A 19,733-nucleotide genomic window follows, 5' to 3' on the forward strand; every position below is an offset into this window, starting at 1 on the left:
TTTTAGTAACCGCTGTTCTGCGTATAAAAATTAGGTAAATTGTCCATTTCTCTTTGTGGAAAAGGAAGATATTTCTTTTCATTTGTATAAAACAAACTGTTTTGTTGCGAAAATCTTGTTAAAACATCATCAGCTTCACCAAATCTTATTAAATCATACAAACGTTGATTTTCGTATACAAATTCAACTCTTCGCTCATCTAATAATTGTTGCTTGGTTAAATTTGCCACCTCTTCAAGACCTGCTCTTAATCTTACTTGGTTGAAAGCATCGATAGCTCTAGAATCTGTAGTACTATCATCACCTCCTAAAATTGCTTCTGCATACAATAATAACACATCTGCATATCTTAAAACCACCCAGTCATTATCTCCAATCTCTCCTTCTGTTGGGAATTTAGCATTAAAAGTATCATTTGTTTCAACTGTTGGATTATAAGATAAAGCATCAATACTAGCATAGAATCTCACCGGTTGTAATTCTGGATTCATAACCTCTAAAAAATCTAGTGTCGCAATATTAATACCGTTAGATGGTCCTTGTAAAGTCATCGCAAAACTATGCGATTCTGAATCTGTTTCTACTTGATCGTTTAAACCACTATCACTAGTAACATAATTATCACTACTTACCAAATCATAAGCAATTGAAAAAACGACTTCATCATTAATTTCAAGAGCCGGACTATTTGACCATGAACCATCAAGTACCCCATCTGTGTACCCATCAGAAATTGCATTACCTAGTACATGACCATAATCTATAACTAAATTGGCATAGTATTCCGCATCTGTTAAAAGATCAACTGAATTATCCAAAGGGTCTGCATTGAATTCAAACTGTTCAGCATTACTTCTTTCTGTATAAATTAAATCATAATTATAAGCACCATTATTTTCCACAACCGAAGCTAATAAAAGTTCGGCTTCAGAATAATTAGGACTCGGCTGACTTAAATATGCTTTTGCAGCTAAACAAATAGCGGCTCCTTCAGACGGACGATATCTATTTTGATCTACACCATTTAAATATGCAATTGAAGTTTTAAAATCGGCTATAATTTTCTCGTAAACATTAGCCTCTGGTAATTGAGGATACTCTAAAGCTTCATCCTTTGTGATGTCTAAAACTTTATCTATATAAGGAATGTTCTGATAAGCTCTCACCAAATTAAAATGACATAAAGCTCTCATAAAATAAGCTTCCCCAACCGTATACTGTTGATTTTCTGGAGCTAAAAAACGATTATCAATAATTGTGTTTGCATGCTTAATAGTCGCCATGTTGTTCGAATAATAGGTGGCTACATCTCCATTATTTGGATCTACATTATAAGCATTAATTGCTGGGAAATTTCCATTTTCAGAATTCGCCCTTACATTATCAGATCTTAATTCTGTTAGTAGAAATTCGTTCGCCGGAACCTTTTGATACGCATCTAAAACTCCATTGGCCAACAATTCAAATCCGTTATCAGTTTGTAGTAACTCCTCTATTGAAAGAGCTGTAGGGTTACTAAGATCTAGTTCTTCCTCACAGCTTGCAAATAAAGCTACAAAAGAAAAACAAACTATTATATTTTTATATCTATTCTTCATAATTAATTAAAATTGAAAGTTAATCCCTGCTGATATTGTTCTTACTACTGGGCCATCTCCTCTTTGATAGCCTGCTGTTAGTGGTGTATTAGCATTATCTGATGTTTGCCCGGCTGCTTCTGGGTTAAATCCTTCATAACCTTTAGCTGTAAAGTAAAGTAAATTTTCACCCGTAATATATATTCTAAGTCTATCTATATTATTCCTTGACGTAAATGATTCTGGTAAAGAAAAACCAAGTGTTATATTTCTTAAAGTTACATAAGAAGCATCCTGTATATGATCATTAGTAAATCTTCTATGGACCGTTAAATCTCTATCCGGAAAATTAGCAACCTCATTTACAGCAGACTCACTAGCGTAATACAACTGATCTAAATCGGCAACTCTTACTTCAGCACCATGAGACCCTTGCCATTGAAATGAAAAATCAAATTCTTTTAGTCTAAAATCTGAATTGATTCCCCAAGTAAAGTCAGGATATGGACTCCCTAACTCCGTTCTATCTTCATCATCAATAATACCATCATTATTCAAATCTTTTACATAAACATCTGCAAAATCATTATTAAACCTATTAAATGGATTGTCTACCCACTCTAACGGAATCTCTTTTTCGTAAACCCAACCATAAAAAGAAGTTATGGGCTGTCCTACTCTAGCTATAAACTCTGTAGGTCTTGTATCTTGATCAATTCTAGAAATAATTTGGTCATTATTACCTAAACTTTGAACGGTATTTCTATTTAAAGAAAATTGTCCTGAAGCTAACCAGCTGAACTTTTCAGTAGAGATTATTCTAGAATTTAATTCTATTTCGACCCCTTCATTTTTAACCTCACCTATATTTTGCAACCAATTATCCGTTCCATAAACGCCAGGCACTGGGGCAAAAAGAATTAAATCTTTACTTGTTCTGGTATAATAATCTACTGCTAGATTTAAAAGGCCTCTACCAAAGGTAACATCTATACCAGGGTTAAATTCTATTAGTTTTTCCCAACCTAAATTTTGATTTGCCAAAGTCACCCCTTTAACTCCGGTCTGACCATTATACCCAATCGTACTGTAAGCCTCTTCAAATCTATAAAGTGATTCAAATATATTGTTAGATATTTCATTAGATCCAGAAATACCATAACTGGCTCTTAACTTTAAAAAGGTTACAAATTCACTTTCGGATAAGAAATTCTCTTTTGACAAAATCCAACCTACAGAAGCAGCAGGAAAGAAACCAAATCTCGAATTAGAACCAAATCTAGTACTACCATCTGTACGAGCAGATAATTGTACTAAGTACTTTTCATCAAAATTATAATCTAATCTTCCAAAATAGGAGACTAACTTATCAGTTCCATTGTCGGTATATGTAGTGCCTCCATCTGCAAGGGCAATATTATTATTGAAATCATTGGTATACCCTACGGCCTCAGATTCTTGTGTATAAAAATCTCTTTGTGTAAACTCAAACCCTAGTATGGTATTAAAATTATGTTTACCAAAGTCTTTCTTGTATTTAAGAAGTGATTCGAAAGCATATTGATTTAATTCATCTCTACCTTCTAATCTATATGACTCTTGTTCTCTATTTTCTTGTCCATATAAATAGTCCGCTTCATTTGCTTTATTATGTCTAAAAACAGTTGAAATCGTTTGTCTAAAATTAAGACCTTTTGCTAATTCAAAATCAAGATAAGAAGATGCGTTTAAACTCAATTTCTTTTTTGTTCTAGATCTTTCAAGAAAGTGTACTAATGGATGCACATTTTTTGTAGTTGATAACGTTAAACCACCAGAGGTTAAATTACTAACCAATGGAAGCCCTGTATTAGGGTCTCTAGCTATTGCTCTCGGATCATTAGGATCAACTGTAAACACATGATCAAAAGCTCTTGAAAACCCGTAACTACCAACACCTATATTTTCAAATTGAGCTCCCGCATCTCCAGGATCTGACTGTGTAATGTAGTTTAAATGATCTTCATTTAAGTAAAGAGGTACATGACCTAATTGTCTTAATGGATCTGTAAATCTTGCTGGTAGTTTGTCTTGATCGTTATAATTAACACGTATACTTGCACCGTACTTTATTTTTTTGTTTTTCGATTTACTATCAACCTTTATTCTAGCATTGTATTTCTTAAAATTATCGGTTAATGCAATACCTTCATCTTCAAGATACCCCAAAGATGCGGTGTAACTTGTTAATTCAGACCCACCTCTTACGGCAAATGAGTGACTTGTTATTACACCTCCATTAAAAATTTCATCTTGCCAATTTTTTTCACCACCTCCCAATGAAGCTATAAAATCCATGGCTTCAAGTTCTGCATAAGCTGAATTATAATCACCATTAATCCTATCATAGTTTTGACTGTCGGACGAAATTGAACTTACCACATCTTGTAAACCATCTAACCTTGACCTTTCATCACTTATTGAGGTATTAAAGTTATCGTTTTTATTAGCAAATTTGTAACCTGTAAATGTGTTGTAAGAAAATTTAGTTTGCCCAGAAACACCTTTTTTAAGTGTCACCAAAATAACACCATTCGCACCACGCGAACCGTATATTGCTACCGATGAAGCATCTTTTAAAACACTGATTGATTCAATATTATTATTATCAATAGAACCTAAAATATCAGCTTCTGTACCTAAAACAACACCATCAACAACAATTAAAGGTGATGATGAACCCGTAATAGAACCAGGCCCTCTTAACGTAATTTTAGGGTCTCCACCAGCTTCCGATGACGCTACTTGAATTCTTAATCCCGCTACTTTCCCTTGTAATGCATCTTCCACACGAGACACCGCAACATCCTGAAGGTCAGCACCAGAAACTTTGGTTAAAGCACTGGTTATATTTTTCTTTTTTTGATCTCCGTAGGCCACAATAACAACCTCATCCAATTGATTATTATCTTGAACTAAGGATACATTAATTGTTTTATTATCTGATACGGTAATTGTTTGAGAGACGTACCCAATAAATGAAAATTGAAGAATATCACCTTTTTTAGCTTCAATGGAATATAACCCATCAAAATCTGTAACAACACCTTTAACAGTGCTCACAATTAAAACCGTTGCTCCGGGGATTGGCAACTGATCTTTCGCATCTATAACTGTACCGGAAATTGTGTAATTTTCTTGTGCAAATAAGGTAACACCTACAAGCAAAGCTACAAACAGAGATAGTTTAGTTTTAAATTTCATATTGATTCTTATTATGTTCGTAATTATTTGATTAGTTAATTTTAAAAACCAATGAATAACTTTAAACTTTTACTTCAATACAAAAAAAACAATCTCTCTTTAGATAAATCAAAATTCTACATATCTTAATTTTAAAGTGGTTTTACACCAATTAAAAATAATTAGAAATAAAACAAAAATTAAATCTATGTTTTATTTAATTGTAAAATTGTTCTTTTAATAATAGGCTTCAAATTACTTGCTGTTAAGTAACTGTAGTTATTTTGGTTTACCAAACTGACTAACCAGATTGGTAAACCAAATATATGTTAAATTTTTGTTATAAAAAAATAATTCAAAATTTTAACATTATTATTTTATGTAGTAGACAAAATGTTTTTATGGACAAAATCATCATCATAAAATAAAACTGTTTTAAATACTACCGAAGTTAGCAGCATATTTTCTTATTACTTTTTATCTCCAAAATAAGAAGGTCCATCACCTGTTAAGAAATCTTCTCTTACCGGGCTAAATGTATCAATGAGCTGTCCTTCTTCTAAACAAACTGCACTATGCAATAAATTAGGTTCAATATACACTCCATCTCCAGCTTCTACTATTTGCTTTACTCCATCAATTTCAAATTCAAATTTACCTGAAACACAATAAGTAGCTTGCGTATGAAAATGTTGATGTGGGGCACCTAATGCTCCTTTGTCAAATTTCACGCTTACCATCATGATTTGATTATCATAACCTAAGAATTTTCTTGATACTCCTCCTCCAAGCTCTTCCCATTGTAAGTCTTTTGCAATAACGTATTTTTCACTAACTCGATTCATTTTTGCCATTTCTTTTATATTTAAGTTTATTTGTAATAATAAGAACCTACCCAAGTATAGCTCTTATCGTTTATTTTTAATATATGTTTAGCTTCTTTTGAAGCGTTTGTATTTGCTGTTATAAACAGTTTAGTATTTCCTCTAATAGTTGTTATTGAAATAGCTGTATACTCAGCTGTATCTAAGACCACTTTTAGTGCTATAATACTACTTTTTGAATTCACAGCAGATTCTGAAACTGGACTATAACTCCCATGTGCTTCAATAGTAGAAACAAAAAGTGTGTTTTTCGTATTTTTTCGTCTGAGCATTATTGCAGCTTCTCTACGTAAGTTAAATTCTGGATCATTTGCTCCAATTCTGGTAAAAAGTATTTCATCATTAACATTGGTTGCAGCTGTTAAGGTGTAAAATTTACCTTCGTTCAACCAAGAAAATTTAGTATCATTTTGATTCGCTTTTGCTGAACCTTCCACATATAAATGTTGGTATCCATTTTTATTTCCTAGAGGTTTTAAAGTAGTAGGTATTTTATATTCGAAATTTGAATTTAATACCTGACCTAAAAAATAATACGGAAAATCATATTGATTCGCTTTATTAGAAACCACTTTCATAATATCTAATACATATGGTTTTTCTAATTCATCATCTTTAATAATTGCCATAGTACGCAACATTTCAGTCCCAGGATATGCATTGACTTCTTTTGCACTTACAACTTTTACAAACTCATTATCTGAAGAAAAATAATTTAGTTCAGGATTATGCTTACTTCCAATTTCAAACTCGCCATTATAATGCGAATTTTCATTTTGCGTTACTGTATTATGAGCAATAGTTTGTTTTGCCCATGTTTTGTTTTCTTTCAGATAATTTCCGCCACCTTTTTGTTCAATATTTACAAAACGTGCTAAACCATAATCTTGAATTATTTCTTCACCATTTTCGTACAATGAATACGATAATTTATCATAATGACCATGACTAGAACCTTGAGCAGCATATTTAAAAACAAGTTCTATATCTTCATTTCTTAAAATACCAACACCTCCTTGTTTTCCATCAGGCCCATCAGATAAATTAATCGATTTTTTTAAGAAAGGTTTTGTCTTTCCATTTTTTATACCCAGTGCTACCGCCAAACCAGAATCATCTAGCAATACTTTATTTTGTTTTTCTGCAATACTTAATAATCCCGGATCTTGTGCTCCAAAATGATATGAAATATCTACTGCAGTAACTAAAGCATCGTTATAATAGGACATTCCTTTTTGACCATCGTTAAGTGGAAAAAATTCTCCATCTGCATCTGATAAATTTAAAAGTGCATTAATAGATTTTAAAAGGACACCTTCTTTATATTCAAAAATCTTTAATTCTGGTTTAACATTATGTAATCCTTCAGCAAAAACTAAAAAAGGATACATGGCATAACGTTGATAATATGGACCTTCATTATAATATCCATCTGGAGAAAAAGGTTCTTCTATATTCGCTAAAAAACCAGCCGTACCGTCTTTATTAATAAACCCACCATCATCATCTTTAGCTGTTTTATCCATTTCAGCTCCTTTAATACCATACAATGCACGATCTATTAATACTTCATCATTCATTACTAGACCAATCATTCCCACTGCTGCATTCCCCCATGTACTATGATTGTGGACTCTCTGGTAAAACTGTGGATTACCAACAGAAATGAAATCTGCAAAGGGTTTAAAAAGATTTGTTTCTAGTTTGTTACGCTCTTCTTCGGTTAAATAGTTATAGATACAATCATAAGCTTGACTCACATAAACCAACCAATTAGAATCGTTTAAACATTGCCAAAATAATTTACCTCTTGCATAAGATCTTGTTTTTGGATGTACAGGTAATGTTTTATACATCGCTTCATATTGCATCAACATATCTTTTACATACTTCGCATATTTTTCATCATTTAAAATTTGATATAAGACACCTGCTTTTTGTAATACAATCATGTTACGTTTATGACGAACATGTGTATAACCACCAGAGTAATCTTTTGGAATTGGCGTATCTATTCCTAATGCAATTTCCGCATCTATTTCTTCTTGAACCGCTTTTAAGGTATTGTCAAAAATGGGAATATTACCTAATTGCTTTCTGATACTTTCTACTCCTGCTTTAGTTAAAATAAGTTTGGGATGATCGCCATCATTTAATGTAGTTTTATCGACTTTTTCACCACCCTGTTCATTCGTTGACGATTCTTTACATCCAACTATAGCAACAATTATAAGTAGTGTTATAATTCGAAATAATTGGGTTTTACTATTTGATCTCATAATTAGTTTTATATATTTTATAAAGCAATTAACGTATGAAGTTAATACATAAGTTTCATTACTAAATTCTCTTCTGTTTTTATTTTCCCAGAATTTGAAAAGCTATTTTCAGATGCTACATTATTTTTTGCTCCCCATAAAATAGAAACAAATTGAACACTATTATTAGTAAATGTATTTTTATTAATAGTTACATTCACAATCCCTCTATGATTTAATAAAATTCTATTCTTTTCTTGAGCTCCACAGTTAGTGAACGTACTGTTGGTTACTAATAAATTACCACCAATAGTTGATTCATCATAACCACCACGATAATAATCAATCACATTTTGTTTTACGTTTGTAAATTGACAATTATCTATTGTTAAGTACTCCGTATTATAATCTCCTCTGTCATTTGTTTCTTCCGATAATTCAATTCCGTTTTCACAATCAGAAATAGCCGTGTTTTTAAAAGTTATTTCCTCAGCAAATGTCTGCTTATATGCCTTTAAGACATAATTAAAGTTGTTAATTTCACAACCAGAAACGGTCAATCCAAAATGATTTGACATATTTTCTTTAAGGTTAGAAAAAGCTTGTTGCTTATCATTTCCCGTTAGTATTACATTCTTAATAGTTAAGATTCCGTAAGGATTTAATTCAAATACTGGCGTATTGTCTGCTCCTGTAAAAACAATTTCAGCTTTCTCGCTATCTTTTGATTGAATTGTAATTATTTTATTAATTACTATTGATTTTGAAACGTTATATGTTCCTGGACTTAAAGAGATCACATCTCCTGCTTTTGCTGCGGCTATTTTAGTTTCTAACTCCCCTTTAGTTGCCGTAACCTCAATAACATTAGGTACAGCAGTTTCTACAACATTAGAATACCAATCGGCTCCATATTTCGTTTTATCTAAAATAGCTGGATCTTTAAACTCCCCTTGAACTGCTGCTCCAATTGAATTTTTATCTTCTCTAGAATTTCCAAAAAGATCTTTTGTTATTTTTTCAAATCCAAAACCTTTATAAATTTCAAATTCGCTCGTTAATTTAGGTAAAAATATGTTTTCACTAACTTTAGTCAATTCAAATTCAGTTGCCCCAATCCTTTCTGGATTATCAAAAGCGACACCTTGGTTATTAACAATGTTACTTTTAAAGGTAACACCATCAGCCTTATCATGTTCAATAATTATATTTTTATCTCCAATTTTATTATAAATAATATTATTGACAACCTCTGTTCTAAGTGCCCTAGCAGAACGTATTTCTGATTTAGGCAGTACATCTGCTTGAGCGATATTTGTTCCTACTCCAAATTGCCATGGCGATTTACAATTAACATAGGTATTATATGCAACCACAACATCAGTAACTTGATTATATCTATTTAATGGTGATTTTGGAATTCCATTCATAACCGCTAGCGGGCTTCTAAAATTTTCTCCGATAATATTATAAAAATAGTTATTGATAATCCAATGACCAGTGTTCACAATTCTAATTCCTCCAAATTGTTTGTTTTTACCGTCACCAATAAAATAATTACCATCTATTGTGGCATAATTTCCATGACGAGTAACCACAGAACCTTCACTTTTATAAAAGACATTATTTTTAATTAGATTGAAATTTGTTTTACTTGAAATGATTTCAACTTCCCCATTACATTCTTCAAATAAATTATTTGCAATAGTGGTATTGCTTGGACTCATAGAAGTAAAACTACTTCCTAATTGAATGGTTTCTCCTCTAGCACCTCCTTTTCTGGGTCTTGGTCCGAAATGATTATTGACAATTTGATGATAATTTCTAATACTTTGATTTCCTTTTAAATCTACCCTAACTGTTGGACCACCATTCGTTTTACCAGCAATATAACAATGATCTAGTTTGTTATGTGTACCATAAAACTGAACCCAAAGATTATCTTGATCTCGTTCGAGGTTATTAAAATCAAGAATTACACAATTAGAAACACTACTGTAATTAGCAACACTATCTTTACTAGTTCTAAATGCAATTACATTTTCAGTAGGAGAATGTCCGTTTCTAAAAAACAATCCATTTACTTTTAAATAATCTCCACTCATTTCTAAATTAGAAACACCTTCAATAAAAACCTTACCTGGCGTTTCTGCTCTTAATGTAATTGGAGCTTTTTCAGTACCCTCCCCTAAAAATTTAATTTGAACATCTTTCCAAATACCATTTGCTAAAACAATATTATCACCTGGCCTTGCATTTGAAATGGCCTCATCTAATTCCGCTATATTTTTTACGACACCAACGGTAACGTCAGTCTTTAGATCGCCCTTACAGCTAATCATCATAATTACTAAACTAAAAAAAAGTAAACCTTTTCTAATATTTAATTGGGAGTTTAAAATTGTATTCATTGTAGTGAAATCATTAAGTTTAATAGTTAGTTTGGTTATGATTTTACCCATATTTCAAAAGGGAAAATTGATAAAATATATTAATTTTTAAGAAATTAAAACTTTAGTATTAAATCACTTTTAGTTCAAAGTTTTAGATCAAAACACAAATTGGTTAACCAGTTTGGTTTACCAAATATATAGATATTTATTTATTGAACAATGGCTTTCATTCGATAATTTAAAACATTACTAAATTATGATAAAAAATCAACTGCTTCTTTTAACTACTAAAATCAAGTAAAAGATCTTTTGAATTCAAAAATTAGCTTTTGAAATTAAAACTATTTTTCAGAATCGTTAACGTTCACAATAATTATTTTAAATTTGTTAATAACGAAGGGCTATCGCCCTTATCATTGAACACTGTTCTAAATACAATATGGGAATAAAACGTATAGCAAAATTAGCCAATGTTTCAATTGGAACAGTAGATAGAGTGCTGAATAAAAGGTCTGGTGTATCTAAAGAAACAGAGAAAAAAGTTTTAAAAATTATCGAGGAAATTGGCTACTCCAAAAACACCACGGCAAGTCGACTAAAACTGGCTGCTACTAAAAAAATAAAGATTGCCATATTAACACCGAAAAGCAGTACAAAATGGAGCTATTGGAAACTACCCAAAAAAGGAATTACAAAAGCAATTGATGAGCTCACAGAACTCGGTGTTATGGCCTATTTTTACGATTTTACGGATTCATCAACATATAAAACACAAGTCAAAAATATTTTCCTTAAAAATTATGACGCCATAGTTACCGTTCCTTTTTTCAAGAACGCGAGCAATTCTTTATTAAATCTTGCCGAATCAATAAACATTCCAGTTGTTTTTTTAGACACAGAAATACCATTACATGCTACTGCAAATTTTATTCGTCAAAACTCAGAAAAAGCGGGTATGGTTGCAGGTAGATTACTACACGGCTTAGTGGGAAACGATGGTCACTATTTTATAGTTAATATTAGTAACGACAAAGGAATACACGCCAATGGAAAACAAAGAGAAAACGGCTTTAGAACCTTTTTAAAATCCATCGATACAGACATAAATATTAAAACGATAACCCACGCTGTAGATAGTAATTTTACATTTACGGAAGAATTGGAAAAGTTATTTAAAAACAACAACACTAAAGGGATTTTTGTAACAAACTCTAGATCTCATATGATTCCCCCAATTCTTAAAAAACACAATATTAAAAATACATTTGTAATTGGTTTTGACATGAATAAAGAGAACATTGAGTGTTTAAAAAATGATAAAATAAACTTTATTCTTGATCAAAATCCAAAATATCAAGGTTATGCTGCCATAAAAGGGTTGTATAAATACATTACAGAACAAGATGCTTCAGATTTAAATATTGAAATACCAATAGACATCATCGTAAAGGAAAATATTATTGAAGTGTAAACAAAGAAAATCAGCTTTTTACAAACCAAATAATCTAGGTAAAAACATTGATATTTCAGGAATGTAACTAATCAACATTAATACAGCTACCATTATCGCTAAAAACGGCAATAGCGGTTTTATTACTTGCGTGACTGAAACTTTTGCGACACCACTACCTACAAAGAGCAAGGTACCCACAGGAGGTGTACAAATACCTATACAAAGGTTTAACACAATCACTATTCCAAAATGCACTGGATCCATCCCTAATGCAGTAACTACTGGTAAAAATATTGGCGTAAATATTAGAACAGCAGGGGTCATATCCATAAATGTTCCAACAACAAGTAGAATAATATTAATTGCTAAAAAGATGGCAAATTTATTATTTAAAGAATCTAATAAAAACGTGCTTATCATTTCAGGAATTCCTTCAAAAGAAAACAACCAAGACATAGCCATAGAAGTACAGATTAAAAACATAACCACAGCAGTTGTTTTTGCACTCGTTAGTAATACATCAGGAAAGTCCTTTGTTTTCATATCTCCATAAATCAGAGACAAGACTGCGGCATATAACACAGCAATTACTGACGCTTCTGTTGCTGTAAAAATACCAGCCACAATTCCGCCAACTACAATTACCAATAATAATAAACTAAAAAAGGCTTTTCTAAAGAAAGTCCAAACTTCAAAAAGAGTTGCTCGCTTCCCTCTAGCGTACCCTTTACTTATGGCGATAAAAGCAACATAACCCATAATAGCAAAACCTAACAAAATTCCCGGAATGTATCCAGCAATAAATAATGCTGCAACAGAAGCTGTTCCTCCACTTGCTAAAGCATAAACGATAAGAATATTACTCGGTGGAATTAATAAGCCTGTTGTTGATGCTGTAATATTAATTGAAGCACTTAATGTTCTTGGGTATCCTTCTTCTTCCATCCTATCCGTCATAATAGATCCAATAGCAGAAGCAGCAGCTAAAGCAGAACCTGATATAGCACCAAACAGCATTGATGCCAATATGTTTACATAAGCCAAACCTCCTGGAAGACTAGACACTAACGATTTTGCAAAATTTATTAATCTATTCGCTATCCCTCCTCGTTTCATTATTTCACCTGCAAGTACAAAAAATGGAATGGCGAGTAAGGCAAAGCTATCAATACCTGTTGTCATTCGCTGAGCAATTGTAGTTATACCTGGCATTTTATCTATATTCAACAAAAGGCTTAAGGTTGTTGCGATACCAATACTATAAGCAACAGGAACTTTTAATAACAAAAGTCCAAAGAAACTTACAAACAAAACGATAATACTAATAACTTCTATGCTCATAATTAATTACTTATTTTGTTGGTATAAATTCTTGTGATATGATATATCGAAAAGATCATGATTAACAACCCGCTAAAAGGCATAATTGCATATACATAACCTAAAGGAATTCGAAGCGTACCTGACAATTGTTCTAAGTGTAAGGTTGTATACACCAAATTACCACCACCAACAACCATAACAATAAATGCAAAAAGAAAAATAAAAAGCTCAATTAGAATAGATGCTTTTCTTTTATTGGCTGGTGAAAGTTTTTCATATACAAAATCCATTGACAAATGCTCTCTTTTAGCATTGAGATATGCAGCCCCCAAAACGGTCATCCAAATTAATGAAAAACGAGCAAATTCTTCTGTCCAAGTAAAAGACCTTCCTATTATATATCTTGAAAATACTTGAAACAAAACATCTAATACTAAAAGTGCAAAAATTAAAATCAAGAACCATTCTAGAATTCGATTAACTTTATTAAAAACAAGCTCAGATTTACTCATAATTATTGATTTTTAATTTGTTCTACAATTGAAGCCATTTCTGGATGTTCTTTTACAAACTCTTCAACAACAGATTTAGATTTTTCAGCAAATAAAGATTTGTCTGGTATAATAATTTCAACTCCTGCTTCTTTCGCTATTTTCATAGACTCTTCAACAGAATTGTTCCAAAAAACCTTTTCCGCTTGTGCAGATTCATCAGCTGCTTCTTGAACCCATATTTTTTCCTCTTCAGATAATTTATCCCAGTATTTAGTACCGATTAAAAGCACATCTGGTACTGAAGAATGCTGATCTAACGTATAGTATTTACTAATTTCATAATGATTGGAAGACACAAATGATGGAGGATTATTTTCCGCACCATCTACAACTCCCTGTTGAATGGCAGTGTAAAGTTCTCCATAAGCCAACGGAGTAGCTGAACCTCCCATGGAATTAACCATGTTAATCGCCATTTGATTGTTCATTACCCTAATTTTAAGTCCTTTTAAATCATCAGGAGTTCTAATAGCCTTAGTACTGGTATAAAAACTTCTACTTCCGGCATCATAATAGCAAAGACCTCGTAACCAAAACTTAGATCCTTTTTCTAATATGGATTTGCCAATTGGACCTTCCAATACTTCAAATTGATGTTTTTTATCTTTAAACAAATAAGGTATACCTAAAATATGATATTCAGGGACAAAATTAGACAGCGTGGCTGCACTCACTTTAGTGGCTGCTACGCTACCAATTTGCAATAATTCTAGTACTTCTCTTTCTGAACCCAATTGGGCATCAGGAAAAATTTTAACTTTTAGAGTTCCACCTGATTTTATTTCTAGTGCTTTTTTAAATTCTAATATCCCTTTGTGCACAGGATGTGTTTGCGGTAAACCATGTGCTAAATACAACATCTTTGTGTCATCTACTTTTTCACAAGAAATAATACTTGCGATAAGAATTGCGATAAGTATAAATTTATAATTCATCGGTAACTATTTATTGTTATTTAATGGTCAGATAGAATGTCATAATTAATAATTTATAGGTATCCGAATCTGGGTTGTTGTATTTCATTTTCATTGCGTTAAAATAATAAATTCTCTAATTTAACGCATGAAATTTTACAAATATAACAAAATACAATCGATTGCATCTATTTATTAAACTTAATTCTACTTATTAAACTTAAAATAGTTCACTGCATTATGATAACAGATGTCTTGTATCATTTTACCCACAAAAGGAAGATCATTTGGAATTAATCCTTTTCTAATATCTTCAGCCATTAAATTAGATAAAATTCTTCTAAAATACTCATGTCTCGGATAAGACAATAAACTACGACTGTCCGTTAACATCCCCACAAAGCGACTTAAAAGTCCCATATTTGAAAGCGTATTTATTTGTTTTTCCATTCCATCTTTCTGATCTAAAAACCACCAGCCTGATCCCCATTGCATTTTACCTATAACACCACCTTCACTATAATTACCCATCATGGTTGCAAAAACTTCATTTTGAGATGGGTTCAGATTATAAGTAATTGTTTTACTTAAACATTTTTCAGAATCTAACCTATTAAACAATTTTGACATCGCTTCAGCTTGACTAAAATCTCCTATAGAGTCACAACCAACATCAGCACCAACCTCTTTAAGTAGACGACTATTATTGTTACGCAAAGCTCCTAAATGAAACTGTTGCACCCACCCTTTAGCATGATACATTTTACATAATTTATATAAAATAAAAGACATGTATAAATTAGACTCACCCTTTGTAATTACTTTATTGGCCAATCGTTTTTTTAATATAGAATCAGCTTCCTTTTCAGTAAAGTCGTAGGCGAAAATTTGCTCTAATCCATAATCTGAAAGCCTACAACCCTGTGTATCAAAAAAATCAATTCTACTCTGAACTGCTTTTAATAATTCATTCAAATTATTAATTGAATACCCAACACACGCACTTAATTTTTTAATATAATCAGAAAAATTTTCCGCATCAATTTGAAGTAACCCATCTGGTCTAAAAGTAGGTAAAACCTTGGTAAATATATTTCTTTTAGCGATAGCTATATGATATTCTAAGCTATCAATTGGATCGTCTGTAGTACAGATAACCTCAACATTCATATCTTCCAACAAGTCCGCAGGTGTTTTTGTTGCCAAAACGGAATTTGCTTTTTTATATATTTCAGATGCCGTTGATGGTTGAAGAATATCATCAATATCAAAATACCTTTTTAACTCTAACTGCGTCCAATGAAATAATGGATTTCTTAATGTATACGGCACTGTTTCAGCCCACTTATTAAATTTATCCTCTTTTAAAGTATTTCCCGTTATGTATTTTTCATCAATACCATTGGCTCGCATTCCACGCCACTTATAATGATCACCGCCCAACCAAGCGTCTGTAATATTTCCGATAGGTAAATTCTCCGCTATTTGCTTTGGAGATAAATGATTGTGATAATCAATTATCGGCATATATTTAGCATAGTCGTGATATAAAATTTCTGCTTCTTTTGAATTTAAAAGAAAATTTTCAGTAATAAATGTTTTAGAATTTATTTGATGCATTAGTTTATACTTTTAGAAATTCCATATTCCAATCCCCTTAATTCGGCCAAACCTCTTAATCGTCCGATACCTGAATATCCAGGGTTCGTTTTTTTACTTAGATCATCTAACATTTGATGACCATGATCAGGACGCATTGGCATTCTTAGATCAGCTCTTCCTGCCGCTTTTCTTTTTCTTTGTTCAAGAATAAGAGCTTTCATTACCCCATACATATCTACATCACCTTCTAAATGATTGGCTTCATAAAAATTACCTAATTCATCACGTTGGGTGGCTCTTAAATGGATAAAATGAATTCTATCTCCCAAACGCTCAACCATTCCTGGCAAATCATTATCAGGACGAACTCCAAATGAACCCGTACAAAAAGTTAATCCGTTGTTTGGACTATCCACTGCTTTATACAAATCGAGAATATCTTGTTCTGTACTAACAACACGTGGTAAACCTAAAATTGGAAACGGAGGATCATCTGGATGAATACACATTAACACGCCTGCTTTTTCAGCTGCTGGTATAATTTGTTCTAGAAAATTAAAAAGATGCTTTTTTAGTTCTTTTGGACCAATACTATTATACGTTGCAAGAATAGCATTGAATTCTTCTAATGTATATCCCTCTTCTGCACCAGGTAATCCTGCAATAATATTTTTAATCAATAACTTTTTATCAGCATCACTCATTCGACCAAACATAGCTTCCGCATTAGCGATTTGCTCTGTAGAATAACTTTCTTTTGCTCCAGGTCTTTGTAATAAAAACACTTCAAAAACAGTAAATGCCGTGGCATCAAAACGTAAGGCTCTAGAGCCATCTGACACTTCATAATCTAAACTAGTTCTGGTCCAATCTAACACTGGCATAAAATTATAACATACTGTATCAATACCACAAGCACCTAAATTAGAAAGTGTTTGTTTGTAATTATTGATATAGGTATGAAAATCACCATTCTGAGTTTTTATATCTTCATGAATAGGAACACTCTCTACTACAGACCATGTTAGCCCAACCTCTTCAATGATTGCTTTTCTTTTCTTTATTTCTTCGACTGGCCATACTTCACCATTCGGAATTTGATGTAATGCAGAAACAATACCTGTTGCACCTGCCTGTTTTATATCTGATAGAGAAACGGGGTCATTTGGCCCATACCACCTCCATGTTTGTTCTAATTTTAAGCTCATATCTATTTATTTTAAACTCCGCTATATGCGGCAAATCCACCATCAATTGGCACAACTACTCCAGTAACAAATTTTGATCCTTCTCCACACAACCATAATGTCGTTCCTACTAAATCTTCAGGTACTCCATAACGCCCCATTGGGGTTTGATCTATAATTTGCTGACCTCTCTGTGTTAAACTTCCATCAGTTTCTGTTAATAAAGTTCTATTCTGATCTGTTAAGAAAAACCCAGGTGCCAATGCATTAACCCGAATACCAACTTTAGAAAAATGTACAGCCAGCCATTGTGTAAAATTTGAAACGGCAGCCTTTGCACCACTGTAAGCAGGAATTTTTGTTAAGGGTGTAAAAGCATTCATTGATGAAATGTTTAACACACTACAACCTGTTTTTCCAACCATATCTTTGGCAAATACCTGTGTTGGAAGTAAAGTACCAATAAAATTTAAATCAAATACAAATTTAATACCCTCTGGATCTAATTCGAAAAATGTTTTAAACCCATCTGTTTTATTGAGAAGATCTTCCTCTTGTAAAAAAGGATTAGAAGTTGTTCCTAATGGATGGTTACCACCAGCTCCATTGATTAATATATCACAAGTTCCTAGCTTTTCATTTACTACTTTTCTTGCTACCTCCAACGATTTTTTTTCAAGTACATTAGCAGCAATACCAATAGCCGTTCCTCCAGCTGCATTTATCTCATCTGCTACTTTATTTGCGGCATCGATTCGTAAATCTAATACAGCTATCTTATTACCTTGTTTGGCAAGTGCTATTGCCAAGGTGCTACAAAGCACACCTCCTGCACCAGTTAAAACGATTACTTTACCCATTTTTTATGTAAATTTTATATTTGTAAATCGATTTCAGAAATGAATTATTCCGCAATCAAACTATTGAAATTCAAATATAATAAAAATTTTCCGTGTACGTACACGGAAAATAATAAAATTTTAGAATTATAGAATCAAATTATATTCTTAATACTCAAAATAAGTAATTGGAAAAAATATTTTTCTATTCACTTATCACTAATCTGATTGCATTAGATTATGCAAAACAAAAAAGCCCACTCTTCAGTGGGCTATTTTTTTCTAACTAAACTATCAACTTAAACTCTTTTAATACTCTCTTAATGAGTGTTTTTTTAGGGAAGCGAATTTGCCTAAACCTGTCAGGCAAATTCACAAAAATATTATAGCAATTTTCCCATTTCGCTTTTATACTATGAATGACTTTAAATACTGTAATAAATGTTTCTTTTTAGGGACTACTAAAAGTTTACTTTATGTTTCACTTATTAAATTTCAGTCAAGCGTATTAAAAGTTATATTTCTTTTTACTAATTAGTTTCAACTCTTCATGTATAAAACAACAACCGTGCTAGAATTCCTACCCTATAAAATAAAAATTATTAAAAAATATATAACTATCTTATTTTCAATATAATAAATTGTATAAAAAAATTAACATTTTTGTAATTTCCCAATTATTGTAAATAATATTCTTATTTAAAATCAATTGATATTGTATAAAAATGTGAGTCAATACATACTGTTACCAATTACCACACTGTTTAAATCATATATTTCTAGCACCTAAAAGCAATAATTTATACCAATTCGCAGTTATTATGATGATAATAAATGGAAATACTTTAAGAAAGTACAAAACTAATTGTTGCTCCGTTTACTATTTATAAGAACCACAAATAAACCTATACTAAATAAATTTTATCAACCATATGGTACAATCTTTAAATTCAAATGTTTGCGAAGAGCGTATATTTTCTAATATATTTAAAACTCTTTCTAAAGATGTGCATAATTTTTTACGTTATAAATACGGAGATAATTTAAATCCAAAAGATAAAGTTCAAGAAGCTTTTATTAAACTTTGGGACAATTGTAAAAATGTTTCTCCAGAAAAAGCGAAATCTTTTTTATTTACAACGGCAAATAACATGATGCTTAATGAAGTAAAACATCAAAAAGTAGTTTTAAAACATCAACAAGTTAAACCCAAACACTATACGAACGAGACTCCTGAATTTATTATGGAAGAATCTGAGTATATGAAAAAATACCAACGAGCATTAGGTAATTTGACTGAGGCTCAGCGTGAAGCTTTTCTAATGAATAGAATAGAAGGTAAAAAACATAAAGAGATTGCTGCCGAGTTGGGCATCTCTAGAAAGGGTGTAGAAAAGCGAATTTATGGTGCTTTAGAAAAATTAAGAAAAGAAATTGACGGAATTTAACATATATTAGTAGGAATTTATGAGTTGTAATTGTTACATAAGTGAAGTACCTCTAAAAAGAATTGAAAAAAATTCTATA

The 19,733-nt window shown here is 31.7% G+C and carries 13 protein-coding genes; 2 read left to right on the forward strand and 11 right to left on the reverse strand.

All coding sequences use genetic code 11. The features are described from left to right. Positions 1-2: 2 nt before the first annotated feature. The 5 genes from D3P13_RS02750 to D3P13_RS02770 all read right to left on the reverse strand — a co-directional run bounded on the left by D3P13_RS02750 (position 3) and on the right by D3P13_RS02770 (position 10,352). A complete protein-coding gene (locus tag D3P13_RS02750) occupies positions 3-1,598 on the reverse strand; it encodes a RagB/SusD family nutrient uptake outer membrane protein (protein ID WP_117879761.1) in 1,596 nt (531 codons plus the stop codon). Positions 1,599-1,604: 6 nt separating this feature from the next. Further along, entirely contained in the window at positions 1,605-4,820 is a 3,216-nt protein-coding gene (locus D3P13_RS02755; RefSeq protein ID WP_117879762.1) for a SusC/RagA family TonB-linked outer membrane protein, read from the reverse strand. 449 nt (positions 4,821-5,269) lie between these two features. After that, complete coding sequence (locus D3P13_RS02760) at positions 5,270-5,644, reverse strand: cupin domain-containing protein (protein WP_117880237.1); 375 nt, start codon at positions 5,642-5,644, stop codon at positions 5,270-5,272. A gap of 26 nt (positions 5,645-5,670) precedes the next feature. Then, the gene (locus tag D3P13_RS02765) at positions 5,671-7,962 is read right to left on the reverse strand and encodes an alginate lyase family protein (protein WP_117879763.1); all 2,292 of its coding nucleotides are present in this window, start codon (positions 7,960-7,962) and stop codon (positions 5,671-5,673) included. A 41-nt stretch (positions 7,963-8,003) separates the two neighbouring features. Continuing rightward, positions 8,004-10,352, reverse strand: coding sequence for a chondroitinase-B domain-containing protein (locus D3P13_RS02770; protein ID WP_198679942.1), 2,349 nt, complete (start codon positions 10,350-10,352; stop codon positions 8,004-8,006). A 421-nt stretch (positions 10,353-10,773) separates the two neighbouring features. Between D3P13_RS02770 and D3P13_RS02775 the strand changes: the two genes are divergently transcribed. Further along, positions 10,774-11,805: a substrate-binding domain-containing protein gene (locus D3P13_RS02775; protein WP_117879764.1), complete on the forward strand. Its 1,032-nt coding sequence runs from the start codon at positions 10,774-10,776 to the stop codon at positions 11,803-11,805. An 18-nt stretch (positions 11,806-11,823) separates the two neighbouring features. Here the strand turns inward: D3P13_RS02775 and D3P13_RS02780 are convergent, their stop codons facing one another. The 6 genes from D3P13_RS02780 to D3P13_RS02805 all read right to left on the reverse strand — a co-directional run bounded on the left by D3P13_RS02780 (position 11,824) and on the right by D3P13_RS02805 (position 18,227). Then, positions 11,824-13,128, reverse strand: coding sequence for a TRAP transporter large permease (locus D3P13_RS02780; RefSeq protein WP_198679943.1), 1,305 nt, complete (start codon positions 13,126-13,128; stop codon positions 11,824-11,826). Between the two features lie 2 nt (positions 13,129-13,130). Then, entirely contained in the window at positions 13,131-13,622 is a 492-nt protein-coding gene (locus D3P13_RS02785) for a TRAP transporter small permease (RefSeq protein WP_117879765.1), read from the reverse strand. Between the two features lie 2 nt (positions 13,623-13,624). After that, the gene (locus tag D3P13_RS02790; RefSeq protein WP_198679944.1) at positions 13,625-14,599 is read right to left on the reverse strand and encodes a TRAP transporter substrate-binding protein; all 975 of its coding nucleotides are present in this window, start codon (positions 14,597-14,599) and stop codon (positions 13,625-13,627) included. Positions 14,600-14,785: 186 nt separating this feature from the next. Continuing rightward, entirely contained in the window at positions 14,786-16,198 is a 1,413-nt protein-coding gene (gene uxaC / locus D3P13_RS02795) for a glucuronate isomerase (RefSeq protein WP_117879766.1), read from the reverse strand. Then, positions 16,198-17,388 (reverse strand): mannonate dehydratase, encoded by a 1,191-nt coding sequence (gene uxuA, locus D3P13_RS02800; RefSeq protein WP_117879767.1) that lies wholly within the window; start codon positions 17,386-17,388, stop codon positions 16,198-16,200. Before uxuA ends, uxaC begins: the two co-directional genes overlap by 1 nt. Positions 17,389-17,399: 11 nt before the next feature. Next, a complete protein-coding gene (locus tag D3P13_RS02805) occupies positions 17,400-18,227 on the reverse strand; it encodes an SDR family oxidoreductase (RefSeq protein ID WP_117879768.1) in 828 nt (275 codons plus the stop codon). 911 nt (positions 18,228-19,138) lie between these two features. Between D3P13_RS02805 and D3P13_RS02810 the strand changes: the two genes are divergently transcribed. Continuing rightward, positions 19,139-19,654, forward strand: coding sequence for an RNA polymerase sigma factor (locus D3P13_RS02810; protein WP_117879769.1), 516 nt, complete (start codon positions 19,139-19,141; stop codon positions 19,652-19,654). Positions 19,655-19,733 lie beyond the last annotated feature (79 nt).

The organism is Aureibaculum luteum, from assembly GCF_003449015.1.
Lineage (GTDB): Bacteria > Bacteroidota > Bacteroidia > Flavobacteriales > Flavobacteriaceae > Aureibaculum > Aureibaculum luteum.